General features: G+C 37.3%; 17 protein-coding genes. 11 read left to right on the top strand and 6 right to left on the bottom strand.

All coding sequences use genetic code 11. The features are described from left to right. Window positions 1-49 precede the first annotated feature (49 nt). The gene (locus tag ELS83_RS19145; RefSeq protein WP_216616700.1) at window positions 50-625 is read right to left on the bottom strand and encodes an RNA polymerase sigma-70 factor; all 576 of its coding nucleotides are present in this window, start codon (window positions 623-625) and stop codon (window positions 50-52) included. A 152-nt stretch (window positions 626-777) separates the two neighbouring features. Further along, a complete protein-coding gene (locus ELS83_RS19140) occupies window positions 778-3,138 on the bottom strand; it encodes a TonB-dependent receptor (protein ID WP_171597151.1) in 2,361 nt (786 codons plus the stop codon). Between the two features lie 396 nt (window positions 3,139-3,534). Here ELS83_RS19140 and ELS83_RS19135 point away from each other — a divergent pair, with 396 nt between their 5' ends. The 11 genes from ELS83_RS19135 (at window position 3,535) to ELS83_RS19085 (ending at window position 18,405) form a co-directional block, all read left to right on the top strand. After that, window positions 3,535-4,410: a DMT family transporter gene (locus ELS83_RS19135; RefSeq protein ID WP_171597150.1), complete on the top strand. Its 876-nt coding sequence runs from the start codon at window positions 3,535-3,537 to the stop codon at window positions 4,408-4,410. Window positions 4,411-4,622: 212 nt separating this feature from the next. Beyond that, window positions 4,623-5,105 (top strand): YciI family protein, encoded by a 483-nt coding sequence (locus ELS83_RS19130; RefSeq protein WP_171597149.1) that lies wholly within the window; start codon window positions 4,623-4,625, stop codon window positions 5,103-5,105. A 41-nt stretch (window positions 5,106-5,146) separates the two neighbouring features. Further along, the gene (locus ELS83_RS19125) at window positions 5,147-7,240 is read left to right on the top strand and encodes a hypothetical protein (protein WP_171597148.1); all 2,094 of its coding nucleotides are present in this window, start codon (window positions 5,147-5,149) and stop codon (window positions 7,238-7,240) included. 26 nt (window positions 7,241-7,266) lie between these two features. Then, window positions 7,267-8,340, top strand: a complete 1,074-nt coding sequence (locus ELS83_RS19120; RefSeq protein WP_171597147.1) for a DUF6340 family protein — start codon at window positions 7,267-7,269, stop codon at window positions 8,338-8,340. Between the two features lie 71 nt (window positions 8,341-8,411). Then, window positions 8,412-9,659, top strand: a complete 1,248-nt coding sequence (locus ELS83_RS19115; RefSeq protein WP_171597146.1) for a M48 family metallopeptidase — start codon at window positions 8,412-8,414, stop codon at window positions 9,657-9,659. A gap of 10 nt (window positions 9,660-9,669) precedes the next feature. After that, entirely contained in the window at window positions 9,670-10,908 is a 1,239-nt protein-coding gene (locus ELS83_RS19110) for a competence/damage-inducible protein A (RefSeq protein WP_171597145.1), read from the top strand. Window positions 10,909-11,191: 283 nt separating this feature from the next. Then, window positions 11,192-12,526: a TolC family protein gene (locus ELS83_RS19105; RefSeq protein WP_171597144.1), complete on the top strand. Its 1,335-nt coding sequence runs from the start codon at window positions 11,192-11,194 to the stop codon at window positions 12,524-12,526. Window positions 12,527-12,554: 28 nt separating this feature from the next. Beyond that, complete coding sequence (locus ELS83_RS19100) at window positions 12,555-13,637, top strand: efflux RND transporter periplasmic adaptor subunit (protein ID WP_171597143.1); 1,083 nt, start codon at window positions 12,555-12,557, stop codon at window positions 13,635-13,637. 49 nt (window positions 13,638-13,686) lie between these two features. Then, entirely contained in the window at window positions 13,687-16,911 is a 3,225-nt protein-coding gene (locus ELS83_RS19095) for an efflux RND transporter permease subunit (protein WP_171597142.1), read from the top strand. 4 nt (window positions 16,912-16,915) lie between these two features. Next, window positions 16,916-17,104: a YgaP family membrane protein gene (locus ELS83_RS19090; protein WP_171597141.1), complete on the top strand. Its 189-nt coding sequence runs from the start codon at window positions 16,916-16,918 to the stop codon at window positions 17,102-17,104. Window positions 17,105-17,262: 158 nt separating this feature from the next. Beyond that, window positions 17,263-18,405, top strand: coding sequence for a TlpA disulfide reductase family protein (locus ELS83_RS19085; RefSeq protein WP_171597140.1), 1,143 nt, complete (start codon window positions 17,263-17,265; stop codon window positions 18,403-18,405). A 303-nt stretch (window positions 18,406-18,708) separates the two neighbouring features. Here the strand turns inward: ELS83_RS19085 and ELS83_RS19080 are convergent, their stop codons facing one another. The 4 genes from ELS83_RS19080 to ELS83_RS19065 form a co-directional block, all read right to left on the bottom strand. Further along, entirely contained in the window at window positions 18,709-19,566 is an 858-nt protein-coding gene (locus ELS83_RS19080; protein ID WP_216616698.1) for a formate/nitrite transporter family protein, read from the bottom strand. 61 nt (window positions 19,567-19,627) lie between these two features. After that, window positions 19,628-20,353: a pyruvate formate-lyase-activating protein gene (pflA, locus tag ELS83_RS19075; protein ID WP_171597139.1), complete on the bottom strand. Its 726-nt coding sequence runs from the start codon at window positions 20,351-20,353 to the stop codon at window positions 19,628-19,630. 119 nt (window positions 20,354-20,472) lie between these two features. Then, complete coding sequence (gene pflB / locus ELS83_RS19070) at window positions 20,473-22,731, bottom strand: formate C-acetyltransferase (RefSeq protein ID WP_346728176.1); 2,259 nt, start codon at window positions 22,729-22,731, stop codon at window positions 20,473-20,475. A 524-nt stretch (window positions 22,732-23,255) separates the two neighbouring features. Next, on the bottom strand, window positions 23,256-23,362 hold a 107-nt coding region (locus tag ELS83_RS19065; RefSeq protein WP_171597137.1), incomplete at its 5' end, for an IS3 family transposase.

The following is a 23,362-nucleotide window of genomic DNA, read 5'->3' as shown; positions in this document are numbered from 1 at the left end:
ATGGTGTTTTGTTTTCTTTATAGTAAGACAATTGAATTTGCTTTTCACCCTATTCTCCATTGAAAAAATGTTTGAAAAACAAGACAATCAATGGGAGGTAATCGGCCAATTCTTCACGTAGGAATTTTAAAGCTTTTCCCATTTGGTTCTCAACTGTTTTAACTGATATGCCCAGCTGTTCGGCAATTTCTTTGTATTTTAATTGTTCATATCTACTCAGGATAAAAATCTTCTTTCTCTGTTCGGGAAGTTTATCGATACTGGCCCTGATTTTCAATTCCAACTCCGAAGCATTCATCGGATCTTTATCGATTTGTTCATCATATTCTATTGCCTCCTTATTGTATTCCTTGTACTTTTCCCGAATGCTGATGTGTTTGATAAGATTGAGGCTTGCATTTCTAACCGAACGATACAGGTAGGATTCCATAGAGCTGTTGATCTGAATTTCTGATCGATTGATCCAAAGCTTGAAGAAGACCTCCTGCACAATCTCCTCCGATCCTTCTTGTTCCTTCAAAAAGTTATAGGCATAGGCACATAAACGAGAGTAGTGATCGTTGAACAGGTTTTCAAAATCTTCTCTGCTAATGCAATCTGAATGTATGCGATGCTCCGTGGTCAATGTCAAGCTAGTTAGTAAAAGCAAAGGTAGATGAATTTTTAGGTTTGATAAAGTAATATTTTATTAATGCAGAAGCCACACAAGGATAAATTAATTCTTTATCTCTGTGTGGTTCATATCGATATTGCAGTTGTGGCTTATTTCATCATTCTTTAGAAATGTAAAATGTAATACAAACTTGGTAGTATCGATAATTGTTCTCCATTCTCGATTTCATGTGTTGCTTTATTGTAACGTTCCAGTATTTTAGCCTGGTTGTTTGTTAGGTTTTTGATATCCAATTTGAACTCATGCCTTGTTTTTTTTCGATTCACCTTGTAGCTAAAGGTTGCATTTAGAACAAAAAGATCATCGGCTTGTATCGAGAATTCGCTATCCTCTTTATAAATGGTTTCACCAGCTTCCTGACTTTTAATCAAATCAACAGGAGTGTAATACTGTCCACCACGAAAGCTCACTTTTCCATTCCAGCCAATTCTGTTCTTACCTTCTTTACCAACTTTGTATTCTTTCCCAATTAACAGATTGGCAGTGTAATTCCCATTGTATCTTGAGTTTCGTTCAATTCCATCCAATGCTGTAAATTTCGATTGATAAAGAGAACCCGAAAACAGGTAGTAGAAATTGTTGTGAAAAAACCTTTCCAACGTAAGCTCAATTCCATAATTTTTACCACTTCCTTCGTTTACAAAATCATAATCGGCAAGTCCTTCCTTAATATCCTGAAGCACGATTTTGCTATTCGGATCATTTTCCACAGCCAAATCGTACAAATCCTGGTAGTAGGCTTCTATTTTTAACTGCAAATTACGATTCAATTGATTGTTGTAGCCCAGTACATAATGCCTTGCCTTGCTCATTTTTAAATTTTTATTGGGCGTGTATGGCATATCATTCTCATCCATTAACTGGATAAAATAAGTGGAAAGACTTTCCAGTTTACTGTGTACACCAAAACCAAATGACAGAGACTGATTGGGCAAAAAATTGTATTTCAGTCCAATGCGAGGCTCAATGCTTTGGTCATCATTTAAAGAAAAATAACTTGCATGTACTCCCGATACAAGACTGAGCTTTGGTGTGATTCGATATTTCCAATTCACAAAGGATTGGAGCAGGTGAGAATTGCCATCGGAATTTACATCGCTAATAAAAGAGCCCGTATTTTTAAAATCGTTCTGGCTACTGATATCAAAACCCAAATGAGTGTATTGAATTCCTGCTTTTATACTGTTTTTTGCATTCAATTTGGTATTAAAATTCGACACAAATTTTAGATAATCGTGCTGATACTTCTCTTTTAAAGCCAAAAACATTCGATCCTCATTACCCAAAATGTTTGATTTGTATTTACTGTTGCTTGCAGAATATGCCAATGTGTTTTTTAGGTAAGATTTTTTTCCAATAGGCAAGAGATTGGTCATTCCAACTATTTGTAAATCCGAATCGATTTCGTTTTCTCCAAGCGTAATGCTTTCATCATCTGTTTCTTCTTTATTTAGCATGTTACTTTTTCCAAACAGACCAAAAATGCTAAACTTACCCACCTTTTTTGTTGGCAATACCAGTTTAAACGATCCATCCTGGTATTTTGGAATGCCGTCGAAATCAACTATACCAGCATTGTTCAACAATTCGAGAGAAGAGTAACGATAATTGGCCAAATAAGAACCAGAATAGCCTTTCTTTATTGGACCTTCAAGGGTGAAATCAATTCCCATTGTGCTAAAGCCAAATGTTTGCTCATGCCTTGCATTGTTTCCAGATCGTAAATTAATATCGAAAATTCCGGAATAGGCATTCCCATACTCGGCCGAAAATGCACCGGTAAAGAAATCGGAATTGCGAAGTAAGTTGCTGTTTAGGGCATTTACAGCTCCTCCGGTTGAGCCTTCGTCGGCAAAATGATTGGGATTTGGAATTTCGATTCCTTCCAGTCGCCATTGAATGCCTTTGGGCGAGTTTCCTCGAACGATAATCTCATTGGAACCTTCACCATCGGAAGAAACACCTGCATAGGCCGAAACCATTCGTGCCGGATCGTTTAAAGCCCCTGAGTACCTGCTGGTTTCTTCAACTGTAAAAGCTTGACCACTTACCAGGGCCATTTTATTAAGTGTTTCATGTTTGGCTGTTTTCGGATAAACTTTAACTTCCTGAATCTTTGTTATTGATTCTATCAGCTCTATTTCCAAAAACACTTCCTTTGCCGAACCTAACTCTATGTTCGCAATGGTTTTTGCTTCGTACCCCATACAAGTTATGTGTAGAGAAACTCTGCCAATTTCCACATGATCTAAAATAAAATTGCCATCTATATCACTTGCTGTTCCTTTAAATGGGTCGGAGTTTAGAACGATAATATTAGCTCCAACTAAAGCTTGTTTGGTTTCATGGTCTGTTATTTTTCCTCGAATGTTTTGATGGTATTGTGTGTTGATATTTAGAGCACTAACTGGCAGACTTCCCAATAATGCCAGGAGGATTAGAACAATGCAATTTTTTCTTTTCATGAGTTTTTAATCAGATGAATAATATTAAAATCATGAGGAAGACAATTGGTTCGGAGAATACCCCCATCAGGAAATAATTTTTTTCGTTTTTTTTGCCTCTGCTCCAAAAAAGTATATATTCGCATCAGATTGAGCATGATAATCGGGCGATATTCCCGCTATGGAAGATTTTGAATATCACCTATGCTCATCACAGATCTTCTCTGTGTACCATAGCTTCATGATAAATTGTTTGAATAATGAAGCTTTTTTTGTGTACAACAACAAAACCGCAACTTGTATTTTTAATTGGAAAATTACTCATGGGATATACCATTCGTTCCCACGTGATCTATCCTTATATGCTATCGTTTTTTGCTGAATTGTAATGGTATGAATATTTTAATCGTTTAAGTTATGAGTGTGAGAATAAAGACAATTTTGTTGTTATTGTTGGGAACCATATTTTGGGGAATGACCTTTGTATTTATTAAAGATGCAGTCTCTTTAATTAGTGTAGCCGGATTCCTGGGCTATCGATTTTTATTGGCAGGCTTTGTTTTGGCCTTGATCTTTATGAAAAAAATCAGGAAAATAGATTTTCAGGTGATTAAATATGGCTTGCTGCTATCCTTACCTTTGCTGGCTAGTTTTTTAGCTCAAACAATAGGTTTGCAGTATACCACAGCATCGAAAGGAGGTTTTATAACTGGCCTTTCGGTAGTATTTGTGCCTTTGATTTTATCGGTAATGCAAAAGAAATTACCTACTGCAAATATTATACTTGCTGTAATCATGGCAACCATGGGACTTGCCTTATTGACTCTTAGCAGTGGTCTGCAACTTAATATAGGAGATTCTTGGGTATTTGTTTCTGCAATATTATTCGCCATTTACATTATCATGGTTGGTAATATTAGTCCAAACTGCGATGGCGTTTTGCTTTCGATCATTCAGTTTTTGGTGGTTGGAGTGCTGTGTACAACTTATGCAGGAATGAGGGGAGAGCTCTTTGTACCAACTCAATTTAAGCTATGGCAGGCCATACTCTTTACCGCTTTATTTGCTACTGCCTTTATGTATACGGTACAAAACTCTTATCAAAAATTCATTTCTGAGATAACAACCTCTATTATTTTCTCTTTTGAACCATTGTTTGCGGCCATTACAGCTTATTTTTATTTAAACGAAGAGCTAAGCACAAAAACCATTATTGGAGGATTATTGATCTTTACAGGAATACTCTTTGCAGAAATCAAACTAAAAGATGTAAAAACCATTCTGAAAAGGTAAAGGGAGTATAAACAAAAAAGTCGGGAACCACCCCGACTTTTCTATATTCACTTTTTAACCCTATAACTTAATCTATGAAAAAACCACTTTTCTGTTTTGTTATATTACAAATGTAGGCTCAAAAACGGTTAAGCACTCCCAAAAAGTGTTAAAGAAGTTTAAAACTTTAATTATCTTTCTTTTTTAGAATCAATCAGGATAAAAAAGATCAGATGAAACTTATTAAAAACCTACTGTTTATTATTGTTTTTGTTTTCATTTCATGTCAGCCTAAAGGTAAAGATGAGGTTGATACACAGCCTGTTTATAATGCCGGCCTGGCAGAGAAACTCAAAGCCGATCAGTATGGAATGAGCCAATATGTGATGGCATTTTTAAAAAGTGGTCCTAATCGAAGCCAGGATTCGATAAGTGCTGTAAAACTGCAGAAAGCTCATCTTGAAAATATTGGAAGACTTGCAAAGGAGGGGAAATTGGTTCTTGCTGGTCCGTTTCTGGATGATGGCGAAATTAGGGGGATTTACATTTTCGATGTAGAAAGCATGGAAGAAGCAAGGGCTTTAACCAAAAGCGATCCTGCAGTAAAAGCAGGGAGATTGGTAATGGAATTACACCCTTGGTATGGTTCAGCGGCATTGAAACAGGTAAATGAGCTGCATAAATCGATTCAAAAGCAAAATGTTACCAAACAATAATGGAATTGTTTATTACATTTGCTACATAAAAAAGAATAAAGTTGGATATTTCTCTGGTTACTCAATACTCTGTTTGGTGGATTTTGCCGATCGTTCTGTTGACATCGGCAATTGTTTATCGATTGTATTTTTATAAAAAAAATACACTTCAAGAATTACCTGCCTGGAAGCTTGCAGTTCTTGCTTCGCTTCGATTTTTGGCAATTTTCACTTTATTATTCTTGCTGCTTGGACCTCGAATCAAGTATCAGAAACGAATCGAGAACAAACCAGTTTTACTTCTTGCCCAGGATAATTCTTCATCATTAAGGTATGGTAAGGATTCAACTTATTACCTAAACGATTACCCTGAAGAATTAAATGAGTTTGCGCAAAATCTTGAAAAAGATTATGCGGTCAGGAAAATTAGCTTTGGAAATCAGCTTGGAAATTTGGATCAGCTAAATTTTAGCGAATCGGCGAGCGATTTTTCCTCCCTTTTCAAATTTGTCAAAGATAATTATGGAAATCAGGACAATGTAGAATTGCTGCTGGCCAGCGATGGTTTGTACAATTCAGGTGCCAATCCTCGATATCTTGGTTCAGAATTGAATTTCCCAATTCATAGCATTCAGTTAGGAGATACTACCGAGATTAGCGATGTTTCGATTTATACTGTTCGTTCCAACAGGATTGGATTTACAAATACGAAACTCCCTGTTCGAATAGGAGTAAAGGCTTTACAATCGGAAAACAGAAAATTAAAACTTAGCATACGCAATCAAAACAAGTTAATTTTGCAGGACGAAATCCTGGTGAATTCAAAGAACTTTTACCTGGAGAAAGACTATTTACTGGAAGCAGAAAAGAAGGGATTGCAAAAATTTACGGTTCAGATTGAAACAGATGCTTCGGAATACTCATTAAAAAATAACACTGGCGAGTTTGTCATTGATATCCTTGATTCCAAGCGAAAAATAGTCATTGCATTCGATCAATACCATCCCGATTTGGCAGCCATGCAATCGGCAATACTCGAAAATTCAAATTTCGATTGTCAGCTGGTGAACTTGTCAAAAACAAGTTTGGATCTGGAGGCTGTGAACCTGCTTATTGCCTATCAAATTCCTTCGAGAGAAAATGCCTTTCCCGATTTATTTACAAAGCTCGAATATGCTAAGGTTCCAACTCTATTGCTGGTGGGTGGAAATAGCGATTTGCAACGACTCAACACCTTTAAGCTTGGATTGAATTTTGACAATCGAAATGCTTATTTTCAGGATGTCAGTTATATGGAAAATGAAAACTTTTCACTATTCAAACTAAAATCAGAAGGCAAAAAAGTGTTTGAGAAGTTACCCCCTTTGTTAGCTCCTTTCGGAGATATTAATTTTAATGCGGAGTACCATGTATTGGCCTATCAGAGAATAAAAAATATTGACACCCAATATCCTCTCATTGCTTTTACTTCCATTGAAGATCGAAAACTCGGGTGGATTTTTGGAGAAGGTGTATGGCGATGGAAACTAAATGAATTCAGGCAGTTCGATAACAATTCAAATTTTAATGACCTGTTGAATAGAGCTGTTCAGTACTTGGCCTTGAAAGTGAAAAAAGATCAGTTGATTATTCATCATAGCAAGGATTTTATTGAGGGAAATCCGATTCGTTTTCAGGCAGAATTGTATGATAAAAGCTACCAGCTTTCAAACAATGCCGAGCTTAATTTTGTTTTAACAGATAAAGAGAACAATTCGTACGAATATCAGTTTTCGAGAAACGAGAAAGATTATGATCTTGTAATAAACTACCTGAGCAAAGGGAGATATCAATATAGAGTCTCAACTGGCGGACTTGACGACAATTTAGAACGAACAGGTGAGTTTATTGTACGTTCGGATAATATTGAAGCGAAAAATCTTCAGGCTGATCCGACAGTTCTAAAGTATTTATCCGAAACATCGGGAGGAACTTATTTTAGAAGTTTGAATTTTAAGAAAATAAAAGATCATTTCCTGATACAAAACAATAGAAAACCAACTATTTCGTACGAAACGAATTATGGCAATGCTGTTGACTTAATATATTTATTAAGTTTTATTATCATATTAATGATTTTGGAATGGTTTTTGAGAAAATATTGGCTGGGTAACTAATCCTAAGCTTACGAAATTTCACACTAATGATAACACTACAATCTCTTACAAGAATTAAGATTCGTAAACTCCTGTTGTTAGGTGTTTTACCACTTCTTTTTGGTAGCTGCCAAACCATGGCTTTATTTGAATTCGAAAGTTTAAAAGCTCCAAAAGTCATTATTCCACCCGATGTTAAAACCATTGGATTTGTTGATAGAAATCTGAGTTTTGATATTGATTCCCTGTCATCCTATTACAAAATGAACATGTTAAAAGTAAAAGACACGGTAAACCATGACGATGTTCGTGCTTTAAACGCTTATTTAGGATTAAGCGAAAACTTATCGAACTATTATGCTTTGGATAGTGTATCGTATACCAGGCTTCCGCTTACATATCTGGAAGGAGCAAGAAGATACGATCCAATTCCTTGGGAGAGAGTGGATAGCATTTGTGAATCGACCGGTTCGGATATCCTTGTATGTATGGAAGATTTGCAAATTTTTAATGAATATGAAACCTACAAAGGAGAAGAAAACTGGGGTGTAACTGATATAAAATACTTTGTAGTTTGGCGAATTTATGATCCATTGCATCAAAAATTTCATGATGAAAGAGTGATTACTGATAGTCTTTATACTGAAATTAGTTCCCTTTCTTATGCCAAATTGTTAGAAGAAAAAATGCCAACTCGCCAGGAAATTAATGGGGAAGTTGCTTATGAGGTGGGTAGAAATTATGCAAATTTAATTTCTCCGACATGGAAATCATTTACCAGAAAGTATTTTGTAGCTGGCCACCAGGAATTTTCATTGGCTCATTACTATTTAAACAACGATGATGTTGATCGGGCCATTGAAATTTGGGAAAGACATGCAGGTTCAGAAGATAAAAAACTTGCGGGCAGGTCGTGTTTTAACCTGGCCTTGGCTTATGAGTTGAAGGAAGACTTCAAGAAAGCAAGTCATTGGATCCGAAAATCCATAAAAACCTATCGCGCTATGGATAAACAACCTGCAGAATATAAATATATTAAAGAGTATTATAAGGAACTTACCCTTCGAACCCAGAATAATTATCTGCTCGATAAGTTTTTTGGAAAAGAGAAAACAGAATAAAAAAGATCCCCTGAAAGTAAATAATTTCAGGGGTTTTTTAATTTTGTTTATCAAATACAAAAAATTGAAAAATGACTGCAACAACAATATTATACATCATACTTGCCATTTTAAGTTTCGATTTTATTCTTGAACGAGTGTTGGATATTTTAAACCTAAAAAACTGGTCGCCAACACTACCAAAAGTTTTGGAAGGCATTTATGAAAAAGAGAAATACCTGAAATCTCAGGAATATCAGAAGGAGAAATACAAACTCAGCTTTATATCATCAGTGATCAGCTTTGCTACAAGTTTTTTGATGATTGCTTTGGGTGGTTTTGCCTGGCTTGATGAATTGGTAAGGGAATATACCACCAATCCAATCTGGTTGGCTCTACTGTTTTTTGGAGTTATTATGTTTGCATCCAGTATCATTAGCCTGCCATTTTCCTACTATGCAACTTTTGTAATTGAAGAAAAATATGGTTTTAACCGAACCACACTTAAAACATTTATTCTTGACCTGATTAAAGGCGGGATACTAGGTATGCTCATTGGAGGTGGATTGTTGGCCCTGTTGATTTGGATTTATCTTCAGACAACCGATAACTTCTGGTGGATGGCATGGGCTGTTTTAGCTGCTTTCATGATATTTATGACCATGTTCTATTCCTCTTTAATTGTACCATTATTTAACAAGCAAACTCCTTTGGAGGAAGGCGAATTAAAAGATGAGATTCAGAAATTTGCCGATAAAACAGGATTCAAGTTAGATAATGTATTTGTAATGGATGGATCAAAACGATCATCGAAGGGCAATGCCTATTTTAGTGGATTAGGCGCTAAGAAACGAATCGTATTGTTCGATACGTTGATTAGTGAATTGTCAACTCAGGAAATTGTTGCTGTTTTGGCTCACGAAATTGGGCATTACAAGAAAAAACATACACGAAGTGGAATTGTATTATCCTTGCTTCAAACCGGATTGATGTTTTATATCTTTTCTTTGTTTATTGGCAACGAAAACTTATCGGCAGCACTTGGAGCGGAACAGCATGGTTTCCATTTGGGATTAATTGCGTTTGGAATTCTCTATTCGCCAATTTCGAGCATATTAGGATTGGGAATGAACCTTCTATCAAGGGCAAACGAATACCAGGCCGATGAATATGCAAAAGATAATTACAATGGTCAATCATTGGGAGATGCTTTAATAAAACTATCGGTAAGCACATTAAGTAACCTTACACCTCATAAAGCATATGTGTTTTTCTATTATTCGCATCCCACTTTATTGCAAAGATTGAAAGCAATTCAATTTACCAGGAACAAAGACTAATTAAAAAAGAATGCAAGCAGAAATTATCACCATAGGAGATGAGATATTGATAGGGCAGATTGTGGATACAAATTCTGCCTGGATGGCAAAGGAGCTGAATAAATATGGTATTGGCGTATCAAAGATCACTAGTATATCTGATGAAGCAGAAGATATTGTAAGAACAATTGAAGCTGCCATGAAAAGAACTCCTCTTGTTCTGATGACAGGAGGTTTGGGGCCAACCAATGATGATATTACAAAGAAGACGTTGAGCGATTATTTTGGTATGAAACTCGTCCAGGATGATGCATTGTATCAAAAAATTCAGGATAGACTGGCAAAGTATGGTATTCCCATGAATCGATTCAATCGGGAACAAGCACTTATTCCAGATGGTGCCAGAATTTTTCCCAACAACTTTGGCTCGGCACCTTGCATGTGGTTCGAGAAGGAGAATCGTGTTTTAATATCCATGCCAGGAGTACCATTCGAAATGAAAGGAATTATGCAGAATGGTTTAATTTCGGCCATAACTGAGCATTTCGAAACACCCGAAATTGTTCATAAAACCATTATGACTGATGGGATAGGAGAGTCGGTTTTGGCCGATATGCTAAGCGATTGGGAGGAAAACCTACCACAGCAAATGAAGTTGGCTTACCTGCCTTCACCAGGAAAAGTAAGACTGCGATTAAGCATTACAGGCGAGCACAAATCAACACTTGAAAAGATTATTAATAAGGAGGTAGAGAAATTAAAATTGATACTTCCTGATAATATTTTTGCTTACGATGATATTGCCATAGAGCAATGCATAGCCGAACTTTTATTGGCGAAAGGGAAAACATTGGGAACTGCAGAAAGTTGTACTGGTGGATATATTGCCCATTTAATTACTTCGCAGGCAGGTAGCTCAGCCTATTTTAAAGGAAGTATTGTTTCATATGCAAACGAAATTAAGGAAAATGTATTGGGAGTAAATTCCAAGGATTTAGAAGAATTGGGAGCAGTAAGCAAAGAGGTAGTAGAACAAATGGCTGAAGGTGCCCGAAGAGTGTTGAATACCGATTATGCTGTAGCAACCTCGGGCATAGCCGGACCAGATGGAGGAAGCGAAGAGAAGCCTGTTGGTACAGTATGGATTGCCCTGGCGGGAGATTTTGGTGTAATATCGGAAAAACTAGAACTGTATAAGGTGAGAGAAAGAAATATTAAAGTTTCTGCCTTTAGGGTATTGAATCTGCTCCGAAAAGAGCTCGAGAAATAAACTGATATAAGATGATGAGGAAAGGCTTGTTTTTTACAAGCCTTTTTTTGTGCTCTCTTATGAAAATCAGGTCCAAAATTATAGTCCGTTTTCTTATTGATAGATAATATTATATAAAGTATTTATTGGATTTTATTCTATAATATCCTAAATTTCAGTAACTAATCCTGATTTCAATATTAACATATAAATTTAAATTACAACTATAAACATCTAGATGTTTGGATATATAGATGAAAGTATATACATTTGAACCAAAATCAATAAACAATCAATAAAAAACATGCGAAACATTATCTATCTATTGACTTTTGTTTTGGCAATGACAAACATTCAAATGGTGTTTGCCCAGGAAACAGAACTAAAATTGAGCTTAAAAGATGCTTTGCAAATGGCCGATGAAACCAACAGGCAAATTAACAAGGCAAAAGAACAAGGGAAAGCTGCAAAAGCAGAATTTCGTCAGACCAATTCGGTTTTTCTTCCTAATCTAAACTTATCTCATACAGCGGTTAGTACAAATGATCCTTTGGCAACTTTCGGGTTTAAGCTAAAACAGGAAATTACCACGCAGGCCGATTTTAATCCAATCCTGCTCAACGAACCTGCTCGAATTGAGAATTACAATACCAAAATTGAGGTTCAGCAACCCATTATCAACATTGATGGATTGTATGGAAGAAAAGCAGCAAATGCAAAAATGCAGGCTGTTGATTTTACCACCGAACGTACTATTAATTATACCAGGTTCGAGGTAAAGAAAGCCTACTACCAACTGGAATTGGCACAAGAAGCAGTTCGTGTGGTTGAAAAATCGCTGGAAACAGCAAAAGCTGCATTACAACTTACTCAGAACAACCTTGAACAGGGCTATGTAAAAGAGGCTGATTTGTTATCTGCAAAAGTATGTGTTTTGGAGCTAAATAATCAGCTTGCTGATGCCAAAAATGCAAAGAAACAAGCTGGTGAATTTTTAGCCTATATTCTTGGCTTAGATATTCGAACTGTTTTGCTTCCTACTGAAAAATTAGATCAAAAACCTTCTCTTTTGCAAGCTTTAAATAAGGAAGAAGACAAAGGAATGCGTTCCGATATTATGGCTTACAAGAAAAGCCTCGAAGCACGTGAAAACATGCTGAAATCTGAAAAAATGAAATTCCTTCCACGTTTGAATGCTTTTGGAGCTTATGAATGGAACGATTCTCAGCTTATGGGAACTTCGGCCAATAACTACATGATAGGTGCAAGCTTATCCTGGAATATTTTTAGCGGATATAAAAATGTTGGAAAAGTTCAGAAAGCCAGGGCAGAATTGAAGATTGCAGAATTAGAGCTTGCCGATTATCAATCTAAATCGGGCATGGAGATACAAGCAGCAAAAAGAAACCTGAAAGTTGCCTTCGACAGAATTGAAATGAGCAAAATGGCAAAAGAACAGGCTGAAGAAGCTTTTAGAATCAGAACCAACAGGTACAAACAAGGTTTGGAAAAAACGATTGATGTATTGCAGTCGGAGTCGATGGCAATGATGAAGAATCTGGACTATATCAACTCATTATATCAATATCATGTAGCAGTTTTTCAATTGGAATTATTGCTTGAAAAAGAACTACAATAAACACAACAATCTCAAAAAAACAATAAATATGAACTCTAAGACAATACTATTGATTGCAATAACTGCGACACTCGCTTGGGGATTCCAATCGTGTGGCAGTGATTCAACTGCAAAAGAAAATCAGAAAGCGGATGTTAGCGTAAGTGTGCAAAGCGTTACAATAGCAAACCAACCTGAACAATTGAGTTTTACAGGTAAAGTTGAGGCGGAAACACATTCTAATTTGAGCACCCGAATTATGGGGCAGATTGAAAGAATTAATGTGGAACCAGGCCAAAATGTAAACAAAGGTCAATTATTGGTTCAGATTAAAGATGAGGATATTCAGGCCAGGAAGGCACAGGTGAAAGCCAATATGATTAAAGCCGAAGCGGCCTATGAAAATGCCAGTAAGGATTACAAGAGGTTTAGTGCATTATTTGAGCAAAAAAGTGCTTCACAAAAAGAAATGGACGACGCCACCACTCATTTCAATATGGCCAAAGCTGAATTGGAAGCCGTGAAACAAATGGAGGCAGAAGTAAATGAAATGCTACGCTACTCGGCCATAAAGGCACCTTACCAGGGAATTATTACCAGGAAATATGTGAACGAAGGAGATTTGGCTTCACCGGGTATGCCACTGGTGGCTATCGAAAAACCGGGCGATTATAAAGTAATGGCAAAGATTCCCGAAACTGAAATCTTTAAAATTCAAAAGAATGATCTGGTTAAGGTGAAAATAACTGCTTTAAACGAAATTGTGGATGGCAAAATCACGGAAGTAAATCCTTCGGCCTTGTATACGGGCAACCAGTTCGAGGCCAAGATTGTGTTGGAACCAAATAAAGATCAAAAAGCAAAACTATTTAGTGGCATGTATGCACAGGTTCGTCTCGAAAAAGGTGAGATGCCTGTGATTTTAGTACCGACCAATGTGTTGGTGAAGAAAGGACAGCTAACAGGTGTTTACACTGTAAGTCAGATGGGAACGGCCATGTTGCGTTGGGTAAGAGTAGGAAAAAGCATTGATGATATGACCGAGGTTTTATCTGGACTAAGCGATGGAGAACAATACATTGTTTCATACCAGGGTAAAATTTGGGATGGTGCTAAACTAAGTATCCAATAGTACAATCATGAAAAGAAAATTTGAGTTCTAACATCAAATGTTTTACAAGATGAAAACAGGATTTGCAGGCGGTATCGCCAACTTATTTATCAATTCAAAACTGACTCCTCTTTTAATGGTCGCTTTCATGATTATTGGATTGTACAGTGCCTATTTAACACCAAGAGAGGAAGAGCCACAAATAGATGTTCCCATTGCCGATATTTTTTTAATGTATCCGGGAGCAAGCCCATCAGAAATTGAATCGCGTGTAATGCAGCCGCTTGAAAAGGTAGTTGCAAATATTCCGGGAGTAGAGTATGTCTATTCCATATCCATGCCCGGACAAGCTATGTTAATCGTACAGTTTTATGTAGGCGAAGATGTTGAGAGATCTCTTGTTAAAATGTACAACGAGATTATGAAACACATGGATGAAATGCCGAAAGGTACTTCCATGCCATTGATTAAGACCCGTGCAATTGATGATGTTCCTGTGTTGGGACTAACTTTTTGGAGTGAAACCTACGATGATTTTCATTTAAAAAGAATCGCCCAGGAAGTCAATAACGAAATAGAAAAGGTAAACGAAGTGTCAGAAACCAAGGTGATTGGTGGTCGTTCGCGTCAGGTTCGTGTTGTATTAAACCGCGAACAAATGGCTGGTTATAATATCGATGCTTTAAGTATCTCCAGGCAAATTCAAGTGTCGAATCAGCAGGTTGGTTCAGGATCATTTAATAGTAACGACCAGGAATACCTTGTGGAAACGGGCAAGTTTCTAGAAAATGCCGATGATATTTCCAACCTGGTGGTGGGAGTTTACAAAGAAAGTCCGATCTACCTTAAGCAAGTAGCACAAGTGATTGATGGACCGGAGATTCCATCACAGTATGTCAGTTTTGGATATGGAAAAATTAATGATTCCAAAGCGCAATTTAAGGGAGAATATCAGGCTGTAACCATATCGGTAGCAAAACGTCGTGGCGCCGATGCCATGAAAGTTTCAGAACAGATTCTTAGCAAAATTGAATCGCTTCGAAAAGATTTGATTCCTTCTGATGTTCAGGTTGATGTAACCCGAAATTATGGAGAAACAGCATCGGATAAAGTAGCAGAGTTGTTATTGCATTTGCTTGGAGCCATTGTGGCCGTAACATTTGTAGTAATGCTGGCCATGGGTTGGCGTGGTGGATTGGTGGTATTCCTTTCTGTACCAATCACTTTCGCATTAACCATGTTTAGTTACTACTTCCTCGATTATACATTAAATCGAATTACACTATTCGCTTTGGTATTTGTAACAGGTATTGTGGTTGATGATTCGATTATTATCGCCGAAAACATGCACAGGCATTTTAAAATGAAGAAATTGCCGCTCATGCAGGCTGCCCTTCGTTCAATTGATGAGGTAGGAAACCCAACAATTTTGGCAACTTTTACAGTTATTGCTGCCGTTCTTCCAATGGTTTTCGTTTCCGGATTAATGGGGCCTTACATGAGTCCAATGCCAATTGGTGCTTCCATTGCCATGATATTTTCTTTGCTGGTGGCACTTACCATTACCCCTTACCTGGCATATCGATTACTACATCATGATGAAAAGAAAGACAAAGAAGAAAAAGTATTTAAGCTCGAAGATTCATTGATCTATAAAATGTATGCTGCCACCATTCGCCCCATGTTGGAATCTAGAGTGAAGCGTTGGGGGTTTATTGGAATTGTTAGTGTACTTCTATTGGCTTCTACAACATTGATCTATTTTAAAATGGTTGCTGTAAAGATGTTGCCTTTCGATAATAAAAATGAATTCCAGGTGATAATTGACATGCCCGAAGGTACAACACTGGAACGTACAGCCGTGGTAGCCAAAGAATTGGCGGCCTATATTGCACAGCAAGATCATGTGGTTGATTATCAGACCTATGTTGGAACAGCAGCACCCATTAATTTTAATGGATTGGTTCGTCATTACGATTTGCGAAGAGGATCGAATGTTGCTGATATACAAGTGAACCTTACTCATAAACACGATAGAGATTTGCAAAGCCATGATATTGCCAAAGCCATGCGACCTGGTTTACAGAAGATTGGCAAGAAGTTTAATGCCAATGTAAAAGTAGTAGAGGTTCCTCCGGGACCACCGGTAATGTCGACCCTGGTAGCCGAAATTTACGGTCCAAATACCGAAGGACAGGTTGATGTGGCCAAGCAGGTAAAATCAATATTTGGGAAAACCCAGGATGTAGTGGATGTAGACTGGTTGGTTGAGGATGATCAGACCGAATATCAGTTTAATGTTGATAAGGAAAAAGCCATGCTCGCTGGTGTTTCTACCCAACAGGTGGTTCATACTTTAAATATGGCACTGGGAGGACAAGAGGTTTCTCAATTGTACCAGGAACACGAACACGAGCAAGTAGGGATCGACCTGAGATTGCAGGAAAAGGAGAGAAGCAGTCTTAGAGATCTGAAGAAGGTTAATATCCTTACTCAATCGGGCCAACTGATTCCTTTGGGTGATATTGTTGATATTCAGGAGAAAATAAAAGAGAAAAGCATCTATAGAAAAAACCAGAAAAGAGTAGTATATGTAACTGCCGATGTGGCAGGAAAACTGGAAAGTCCGGTATATGGAATCATGGAAATTTCCGATCATTTAAGTGATGTGAATGTACCCGAAGGATATGAATTGCTGGAAGAATATACGCAACAACCATTTTTCGAAGACAATTACAGTCTAAAGTGGGATGGAGAATGGCAAATTACCTTCGAGGTGTTCCGCGATTTGGGTGCTGCCTTTGCCGTTGTATTATTGGTTATTTACATGTTGATTATTGGCTGGTTCCAGAATTTTAAAGTTCCATTTGTAATGATGGTGTCCATTCCTCTTTCCCTTGTCGGGATATTGATTGGCCATTGGCTGATGGGTGCGTTTTTTACTGCAACATCGATGATTGGAATGATTGCCCTGGCAGGAATTATGGTGCGGAATGCCATTTTATTGATTGACTTTATTAACCTCCGACTGGCCGAAGGAGTGCCGCTAAAAGAGGCGGTAATTGAGGCCGGAGCGGTTCGAACTACACCAATTTTACTAACTGCAGGAACCGTTGTAATTGGAGCCGTAGTGATCTTGTTCGATCCTATTTTCCAGGGGCTTGCCATTTCTTTAATGGGTGGATCAATCGCTTCAACATTCTTAACCCTGGTCATTGTGCCACTGATTTATTACATGACTGAGAAGAAGAAGTATCCTGAAGTAAAAGAAGAAAGAGAAACAATAAATATATAATACAATGAGAGAGAGAATTATAAGAGCAGTTGCCGGAACCATTGTGCTGATTAGCATTTTACTGGCATTCTATGTAAACATGAACTGGTTGTTCTTAACCGCCTTTGTAGGTTTAAATCTCTTACAATCATCCATCACAAAATGGTGTTTAATGGACGATATACTTCGAAAAGTTTTTAAAGTGGATAGTTAATCCGTAGTTTGAGTTTTTATTGATTGGAATCCCGAGGCAAATTTTGTTTCGGGATTTTTTGAATATCTAAAAGTATTAATAAATGTTAATATGTTTTGTTGGTATAATTATATGTTTAACTTTAATTAATTGTTTAATGTTAACTAAAACCTACTAACATGAAATTTTATTTAAGTCTTTTGCTCTTAGTATCAATTTTAAACGTCAAAGCCCAAAAGCATTTTGAAGGAAGCGTAACTTACAATTTCGATGTGAAATATCTCAGCAAAGCTGATAGTCTTTATACAGATAGCCTGATAAAAGAAAGAGGCTTTATTTTCAGAACTTTTTTTCTGCCTCCAACCCAAAGTGTTCATATCATCAAAAAAGATACAGTGATGGTTCAGGATTATTTTGATGATCACACATCACCGCATACAGTTTATATAACAAGCAAAAATGAGTATAAAACTTTAGATATGAACTCAGGTAAACTTAGAGATAGAAAAGAGTATACCAAATCAAAATATAGAAATATTAAAAAATACATACGCATTCGAAATGAGGATGAAGTGATATGCGGTTACAATTGCAAAGCCTGGAAAATTAAAAGTAAAAACGGTTGGAATAAAGTGTGGTTAGCCGAAACTGATCAGGTTCTGCCAAGTACTGTAAAAGCTGGAATTAGTTTGGATAATAAATTGATTTTAAAGCAGATTAGGCACTATAATGGCAAAAAAGAAGAAGTAAAATACGCTGTAGAAATGGATGGCTTGCCAGCTTATGATTTCTCTGGCTTTGTTGCAACCAACACGGGAACAAATATTAAAGAGAAGTATGAGCCAATTGCTCAAAACAATACGATTGAGGATATGCCTGTTAAAGTTGGACAGAAAGTTCCGAATGTTTATTTCAGACAAGTTTTCAAGAACGAACTGGCAAATCTATATCAGACTACAGCTCAAAGTAATTATACAATGATTGAATTTTGGGGTTCTTGGTGTTTGCCTTGTTTGGCAGCAACTCCGAAAATTAAAAAACTAAGAGATAAATTCACTAAACAGGAATTGTCCATTATTTCGCTAAATACAAGGGATAAGATGGAAGAAAAGGTGAAGAATCTGATCACAAAAAAAGAGATGAATTGGCAACACGCATATTCAACTAAAAAGATTGTTTCAATTTTCAATAAACAAGGAAAGTATCCAACGGCAGTATTAATTGATAAAAACAACATGGTTGTACTTATCGGAAATCCTCACCTAATACTTGAAGAGGTTGAAAGAATTGTTGGGGGAGAGTTAAGCTCTACTAAGAATTAAATTTTTCTAAGATTTTTGAATCTTTTGCCTGGTTTGTAAATTTTTTCATGCCATTGTAAAATCTCCTTTCTGTCAGGTAATCAGCAATAAAGTTGTTTTTTAGCTCTTTTTAAAGCGATGAGAATGCAATAGAATTGTGATATAGTATACTTGTAGTTGAATATTAGGCAGAAATTTCATTTAGCGTATGCATTTTATAGAATATCAAAAAAGGGTCGTTGATTTCTTTCAACGACCCTTTTTCTAATTAAATAACAGTAATAAAATCTTCAATCAAAAATGGATTGAATATATTTTTAAGCTTTACTTTTTCTTATCGTAAACATACCAGTAGGCGGTTCCAACAAAAAGTGCTCCACCAACAATATTTCCCAAAGTGGCCGGAATTAAATTTTTCACAATAAAATCCATCCAGCTGATATCGGCACCATGAAAAATGGCAACAGGAATAAAAAACATATTGGCAACGCAGTGTTCAAAGCCCATGGCTACAAAAGCCATTACCGGGAACCAAATGCCCAGCACCTTGCTTGCGATGTCTTTCGAAGCGTAGGCCAACCACATGGCCAATGCAACCATCCAGTTGCAGGCAATTCCTTTTAAGAAAGTCTTGTAGAATGGGTTCGAAGTTTTGGCAATAGCAATGTTAATGGCAGAATCTACCGAAGGAGAGTTCATAAGAGCTCCTGTTAAGTAAACCAAAAAGTAGGCTACCACAAGTGAACCAATAAAGTTTCCGATGTAAACTACGCCCCAGTTTTTAAGAGGTACTTTAAACGACATGCGTTTCGAAAAAACCGAAGGAACAAAGTAAGCTGTATTTCCTGTAAACAGTTCAGCACCAGCTACGGCACACAATATCAGTCCCAAAGGGAAAACTGCCCCAAAGAAGAATTTTTGTAAACCCGGGTTAGTGGCTGCCAATCCTGGCATTGCTCCACCAACAATTAAGGCCAAAAGGCTGCCCATTGCGATATAACCTCCTGCCAAAAGTGCCAAAACAAAAGTTTTATTTGCAGGCATGGCTTTCTTTGCTTCAGCAGTATGGTTTACTACTTCAACAACTTCGCTTGGTGAATTGAAGCCACTTTGCTCTTTCACCGAAACTTCAATTTTCGGTTTGGCAACTTCAATAATTTCATTCATATCTTGATAAGACATTGTATTCGTTTAGTAATTAATAATCAGTAGCTAACACACTACAATTATCAATTGAGAATTCTTAATTTATGATTACCTCTTTGAAATACTGGCTTAGAATTTCTTTTGCAGTATCCAGCTGTTCGATGGTATTTTCAGGTACACCTTCGAGCTGATATTCCCACTTAAGATGTTCGTATTTGTGAACACCCAGTTTGTGATAGGGTTGAATTTCAAGCTTTTCGATATTTCCGTACTCCTGGAAATGCTTTCCAAGTTCGTGTAAATATTCGGGCTGATCGGAATAACCAGGAACCAAAACGTAACGCATCCAGGTGCGAATGTTTTCATCGCGAAGATGTTTGGCAAATTTTAAAGTTGTATCGTTTCTTTTGCCGGTGATCTTCACATGCCAATCCGGATTAATGTGTTTGATATCCAATAATACCAAATCGGTATTGGATAGTAATGATTTCACATCATCGTTGAGTACATTTCCATTGGTGTCGATACAGGTATTAAAGTCCTCATCCTTTAGTTGTTGGAAGAGTTTATTTAGTTCGGCAGCTTGCCACAAAGGCTCACCTCCAGAAATGGTAACACCACCAAGTTTTCCAAAAAATGGACGTTGGTTTCGTGCTTTTCTCATCACTTCGTCGAGTGGAGTAGGAGTTCCTCCCTTAAAGTTGATTGTATCAGGATTTGCGCAGTACAAGCATTTGAATGCACAACCCTGAAGGAATACTACCAGGCGGATTCCCGGACCATCGTAGGTTCCCAGTGATTCGAAAGAATGAACGTTTAACATGGTTGATAGTTAGTTGTAAAAATAAGTCTTATCACGAATAAAGACTCAAATCTGAAAAAAACGAGTCCGGAAAGTACAAAGTACTCCCGGATCTCGGTATATAAGTGTGAAAAACGTTCTTACATTTTTTCGAAGAAGCTACGAGAGATTACCTCAAGTTGCTGCTCGCGAGTCAAACGTACAAAGTTTACAGCGTATCCTGATACACGAATTGTCAACTGCGGATATTCTTCTGGACGCTCCATCGCATCTTCCAACATCTCACGGTTCAATACGTTAACGTTCAGGTGATGAGCACCTTTAATGAAGTAAGCATCCATCATGGTTACCAGGTTCTCTTGACGAATTTCTGCAGTTGCACCCAATGATTTAGGAACAATTGAGAAAGTATTCGAAATACCATCCAATGAATCTTCGTAGTTAATTTTTGCTACAGAATTCAATGAAGCAATCGCACCATTGGTGTCACGTCCGTGCATTGGGTTCGCACCTGGAGCAAAAGGAACACCAGCAGCTCTACCATCAGGAGTTGCACCAGTTTTTAATCCGTAAACCACATTAGAAGTAATGGTTAAGATCGACATGGTTGGCTCTGCATTTTTGTAAGTGTGAAGATCTTTCAACAAACCATTAAAGTAAGCTGGAATCTCAACAGCAAAACAGTCTACACGATCATCGTCGTTACCGTAGAATGGGAAATCACCTTCGATTTTGAAATCGCAAGTTAAACCTTCTTCGTTACGGATAGCTGTTACTTTTGCGTTCTTAATTGCCGAAAGCGAGTCAGCTACGATTGACAGACCAGCAATACCATAAGCAAGGTTAATAGCAGGATTGGTATCAACAAGAGACATTTGAGCTTTCTCGTAGTAGTACTTGTCGTGCATGTAATGGATAATGTTCATAGAATCGCTATAAACTCTAGCCATCTCTTTCATCGCAATTTTGTAGTTTGCCATTACTTCGTCGAAGTTCAACTCATCGCTCGACATTTCAGGAATACCATTGATTAATTTGGTACCTGTTTTCTCGCAACGACCACCGTTAAGAGCCAAAAGCATTGTTTTAGCAAGGTTACAACGAGCACCGAAGAACTGAATTTGCTTCCCGATTTCCTGGTAAGATACACAACATGCAATACCGTAGTCATCAGACTTGCGAGTATCAGTCATCAACTGGTCGTTCTCGTACTGGATAGATGAAGTGTCGATAGAAACCTGTGCACAGAATTTTTTAAATCCTTCAGGCAACTGATCGTTCCAAAGTACAGTCATGTTAGGCTCAGGTGATGGACCTAATGTGTAAAGCGTATTCAAGAAACGGAAAGAAGTTTTGGTTACTTTCGATTTACCATCTAAAGTTCTACCACCAATCGACTCTGTTACCCAAGTTGGGTCACCAGCGAAAATCTCATCGTAAGCATTCATACGAAGGTGACGAACCATACGCAATTTCATTACGAATTGGTCAAGCATTTCCTGTGCAAACTCCTCGGTAATTGTACCTTCTTCCAAATCTCTTTGGATATAGATATCAAGGAAAGTAGACACATTACCTAACGACATTGCTGCACCGTCCTGCTCTTTTACAGCAGCAAGATATCCCATGTAAACCCACTGGATTGCTTCCTGTGCGGTTTCAGCCGGACGACCAAGTTCCAAATCGTATTTAGCACCTAATTCTTTGATCTGACCTAAGGCTTTGATTTGCTCAGCAACTTCTTCACGTAAGCGAATCAAATCATCAGTCATGGTGCCGGTAAGATTGTCTAAATCTTCTTTTTTAGCTTCGATCAAACGATCGATACCGTATAATGCTACACGACGGTAGTCACCAATAATACGACCACGTGCGTAGTTATCTGGCAATCCGGTAAGGAATCCTAATGAACGGAACTTACGGATTTCAGCAGTATATGCATCAAATACCCCGTCGTTGTGAGTTTTTGCAAAATTGCGGAAAATATCTTTAACACGGTCCGATACTTCAAGACCTTGTTCAGTACAAGCTTTTTCAACTACAGCAATACCACCATATGGTTTCATTGCTCTGCGTAGCAATTCATCTGCCTGCAATCCTACGATTACTTCCAAAGACTTGTCAATGTATCCAGCACCATGTGAAGCAATCGTTGATACTGTTTCAGTATCGATTGAACGAACACCGTTGTTTGCGCGCTCTTCTTTCACCGCATCAAGACACATTTGCCACAATTGCTTGGTGCGCTCAGTAGCTCCTGTTAAGAATGATGCGTCCCCAGTGTATGAGGTTAAGTTGTTGTTAACGAAATCTCTAACGTTAATTGTCTTTTGCCATTCGCCGGCTTTAAATTGCGTTTTTACCATTGCAGTTAATAGTTTTCTATGATTGATTTTCATCAATCCGGATCAATTACAAATCTTTAACAGATTTGAACTTGAAATGGTTGTGTTTAAAATTATATTTTGTACTCCATTGCCTTTTTTGACAATTTCGCACCAGAAAAATAAACAAGATAAATTTGTCCGATTTCCTTTCAGAGCGCAAAGGAACGGACTATTTTTGTGTTGTGCAATACCAAAATGTTATGAAATTACTAATGCAAAGCTTTTCGAAAGGCCAAAGTTTCTGGTATTCTTAGAGTTTTGCTATGTAGACATTACAATTTAAAATTGCCCAATTTAGAACCAATCTATGTTTAGGGCTGTAGAATTGTAGAAATAAATTGGAATAAGGTGAAAAATTCTATTTAACAAATTGGTGTTAAATAGGATCTGTAATTTTAAAATGAACTCATTATGCTAAAATGCTTTATACAGAAAAGGGTGGGCACAGGATTGTCCACTCGTTAGGAATCAGAGCTGGAAAAAAAAGCCCTGTTGTTTTGAAGTGAACCCCAAATATTGGACGGTTATAAAATAAGTTAATGATATTGAGTTCGGTATTTTACCGGACTCAATCCGTTTAAATGAGTCTTTATTCTAATATTATTGTAGTAATTTATATACTCCTCCAGTTCCTTTAGAAAGT

The organism is Marinifilum caeruleilacunae (genome assembly GCF_013141825.1).
Lineage (GTDB): Bacteria > Bacteroidota > Bacteroidia > Bacteroidales > Marinifilaceae > Marinifilum > Marinifilum caeruleilacunae.
The sequence above is the reverse complement of the archived record's forward strand: the minus strand, read 5'-3'. Positions and strand labels throughout refer to the sequence as shown.

Coding starts and splice junctions, on each gene's coding strand:
- ELS83_RS19110 (WP_171597145.1), top strand. CDS start 9,670: ATGCAAGCAGAAATTATCACCATAGGAGATGAGATATTGATAGGGCAG.
- ELS83_RS19120 (WP_171597147.1), top strand. CDS start 7,267: ATGATAACACTACAATCTCTTACAAGAATTAAGATTCGTAAACTCCTG.
- ELS83_RS19090 (WP_171597141.1), top strand. CDS start 16,916: ATGAGAGAGAGAATTATAAGAGCAGTTGCCGGAACCATTGTGCTGATT.
- ELS83_RS19105 (WP_171597144.1), top strand. CDS start 11,192: ATGCGAAACATTATCTATCTATTGACTTTTGTTTTGGCAATGACAAAC.
- pflB (WP_346728176.1), bottom strand. CDS start 22,731: ATGAAAATCAATCATAGAAAACTATTAACTGCAATGGTAAAAACGCAA.
- ELS83_RS19130 (WP_171597149.1), top strand. CDS start 4,623: ATGAAACTTATTAAAAACCTACTGTTTATTATTGTTTTTGTTTTCATT.
- ELS83_RS19140 (WP_171597151.1), bottom strand. CDS start 3,138: ATGAAAAGAAAAAATTGCATTGTTCTAATCCTCCTGGCATTATTGGGA.
- pflA (WP_171597139.1), bottom strand. CDS start 20,353: ATGTTAAACGTTCATTCTTTCGAATCACTGGGAACCTACGATGGTCCG.
- ELS83_RS19095 (WP_171597142.1), top strand. CDS start 13,687: ATGAAAACAGGATTTGCAGGCGGTATCGCCAACTTATTTATCAATTCA.
- ELS83_RS19100 (WP_171597143.1), top strand. CDS start 12,555: ATGAACTCTAAGACAATACTATTGATTGCAATAACTGCGACACTCGCT.
- ELS83_RS19135 (WP_171597150.1), top strand. CDS start 3,535: ATGAGTGTGAGAATAAAGACAATTTTGTTGTTATTGTTGGGAACCATA.
- ELS83_RS19080 (WP_216616698.1), bottom strand. CDS start 19,566: ATGTCTTATCAAGATATGAATGAAATTATTGAAGTTGCCAAACCGAAA.
- ELS83_RS19115 (WP_171597146.1), top strand. CDS start 8,412: ATGACTGCAACAACAATATTATACATCATACTTGCCATTTTAAGTTTC.
- ELS83_RS19085 (WP_171597140.1), top strand. CDS start 17,263: ATGAAATTTTATTTAAGTCTTTTGCTCTTAGTATCAATTTTAAACGTC.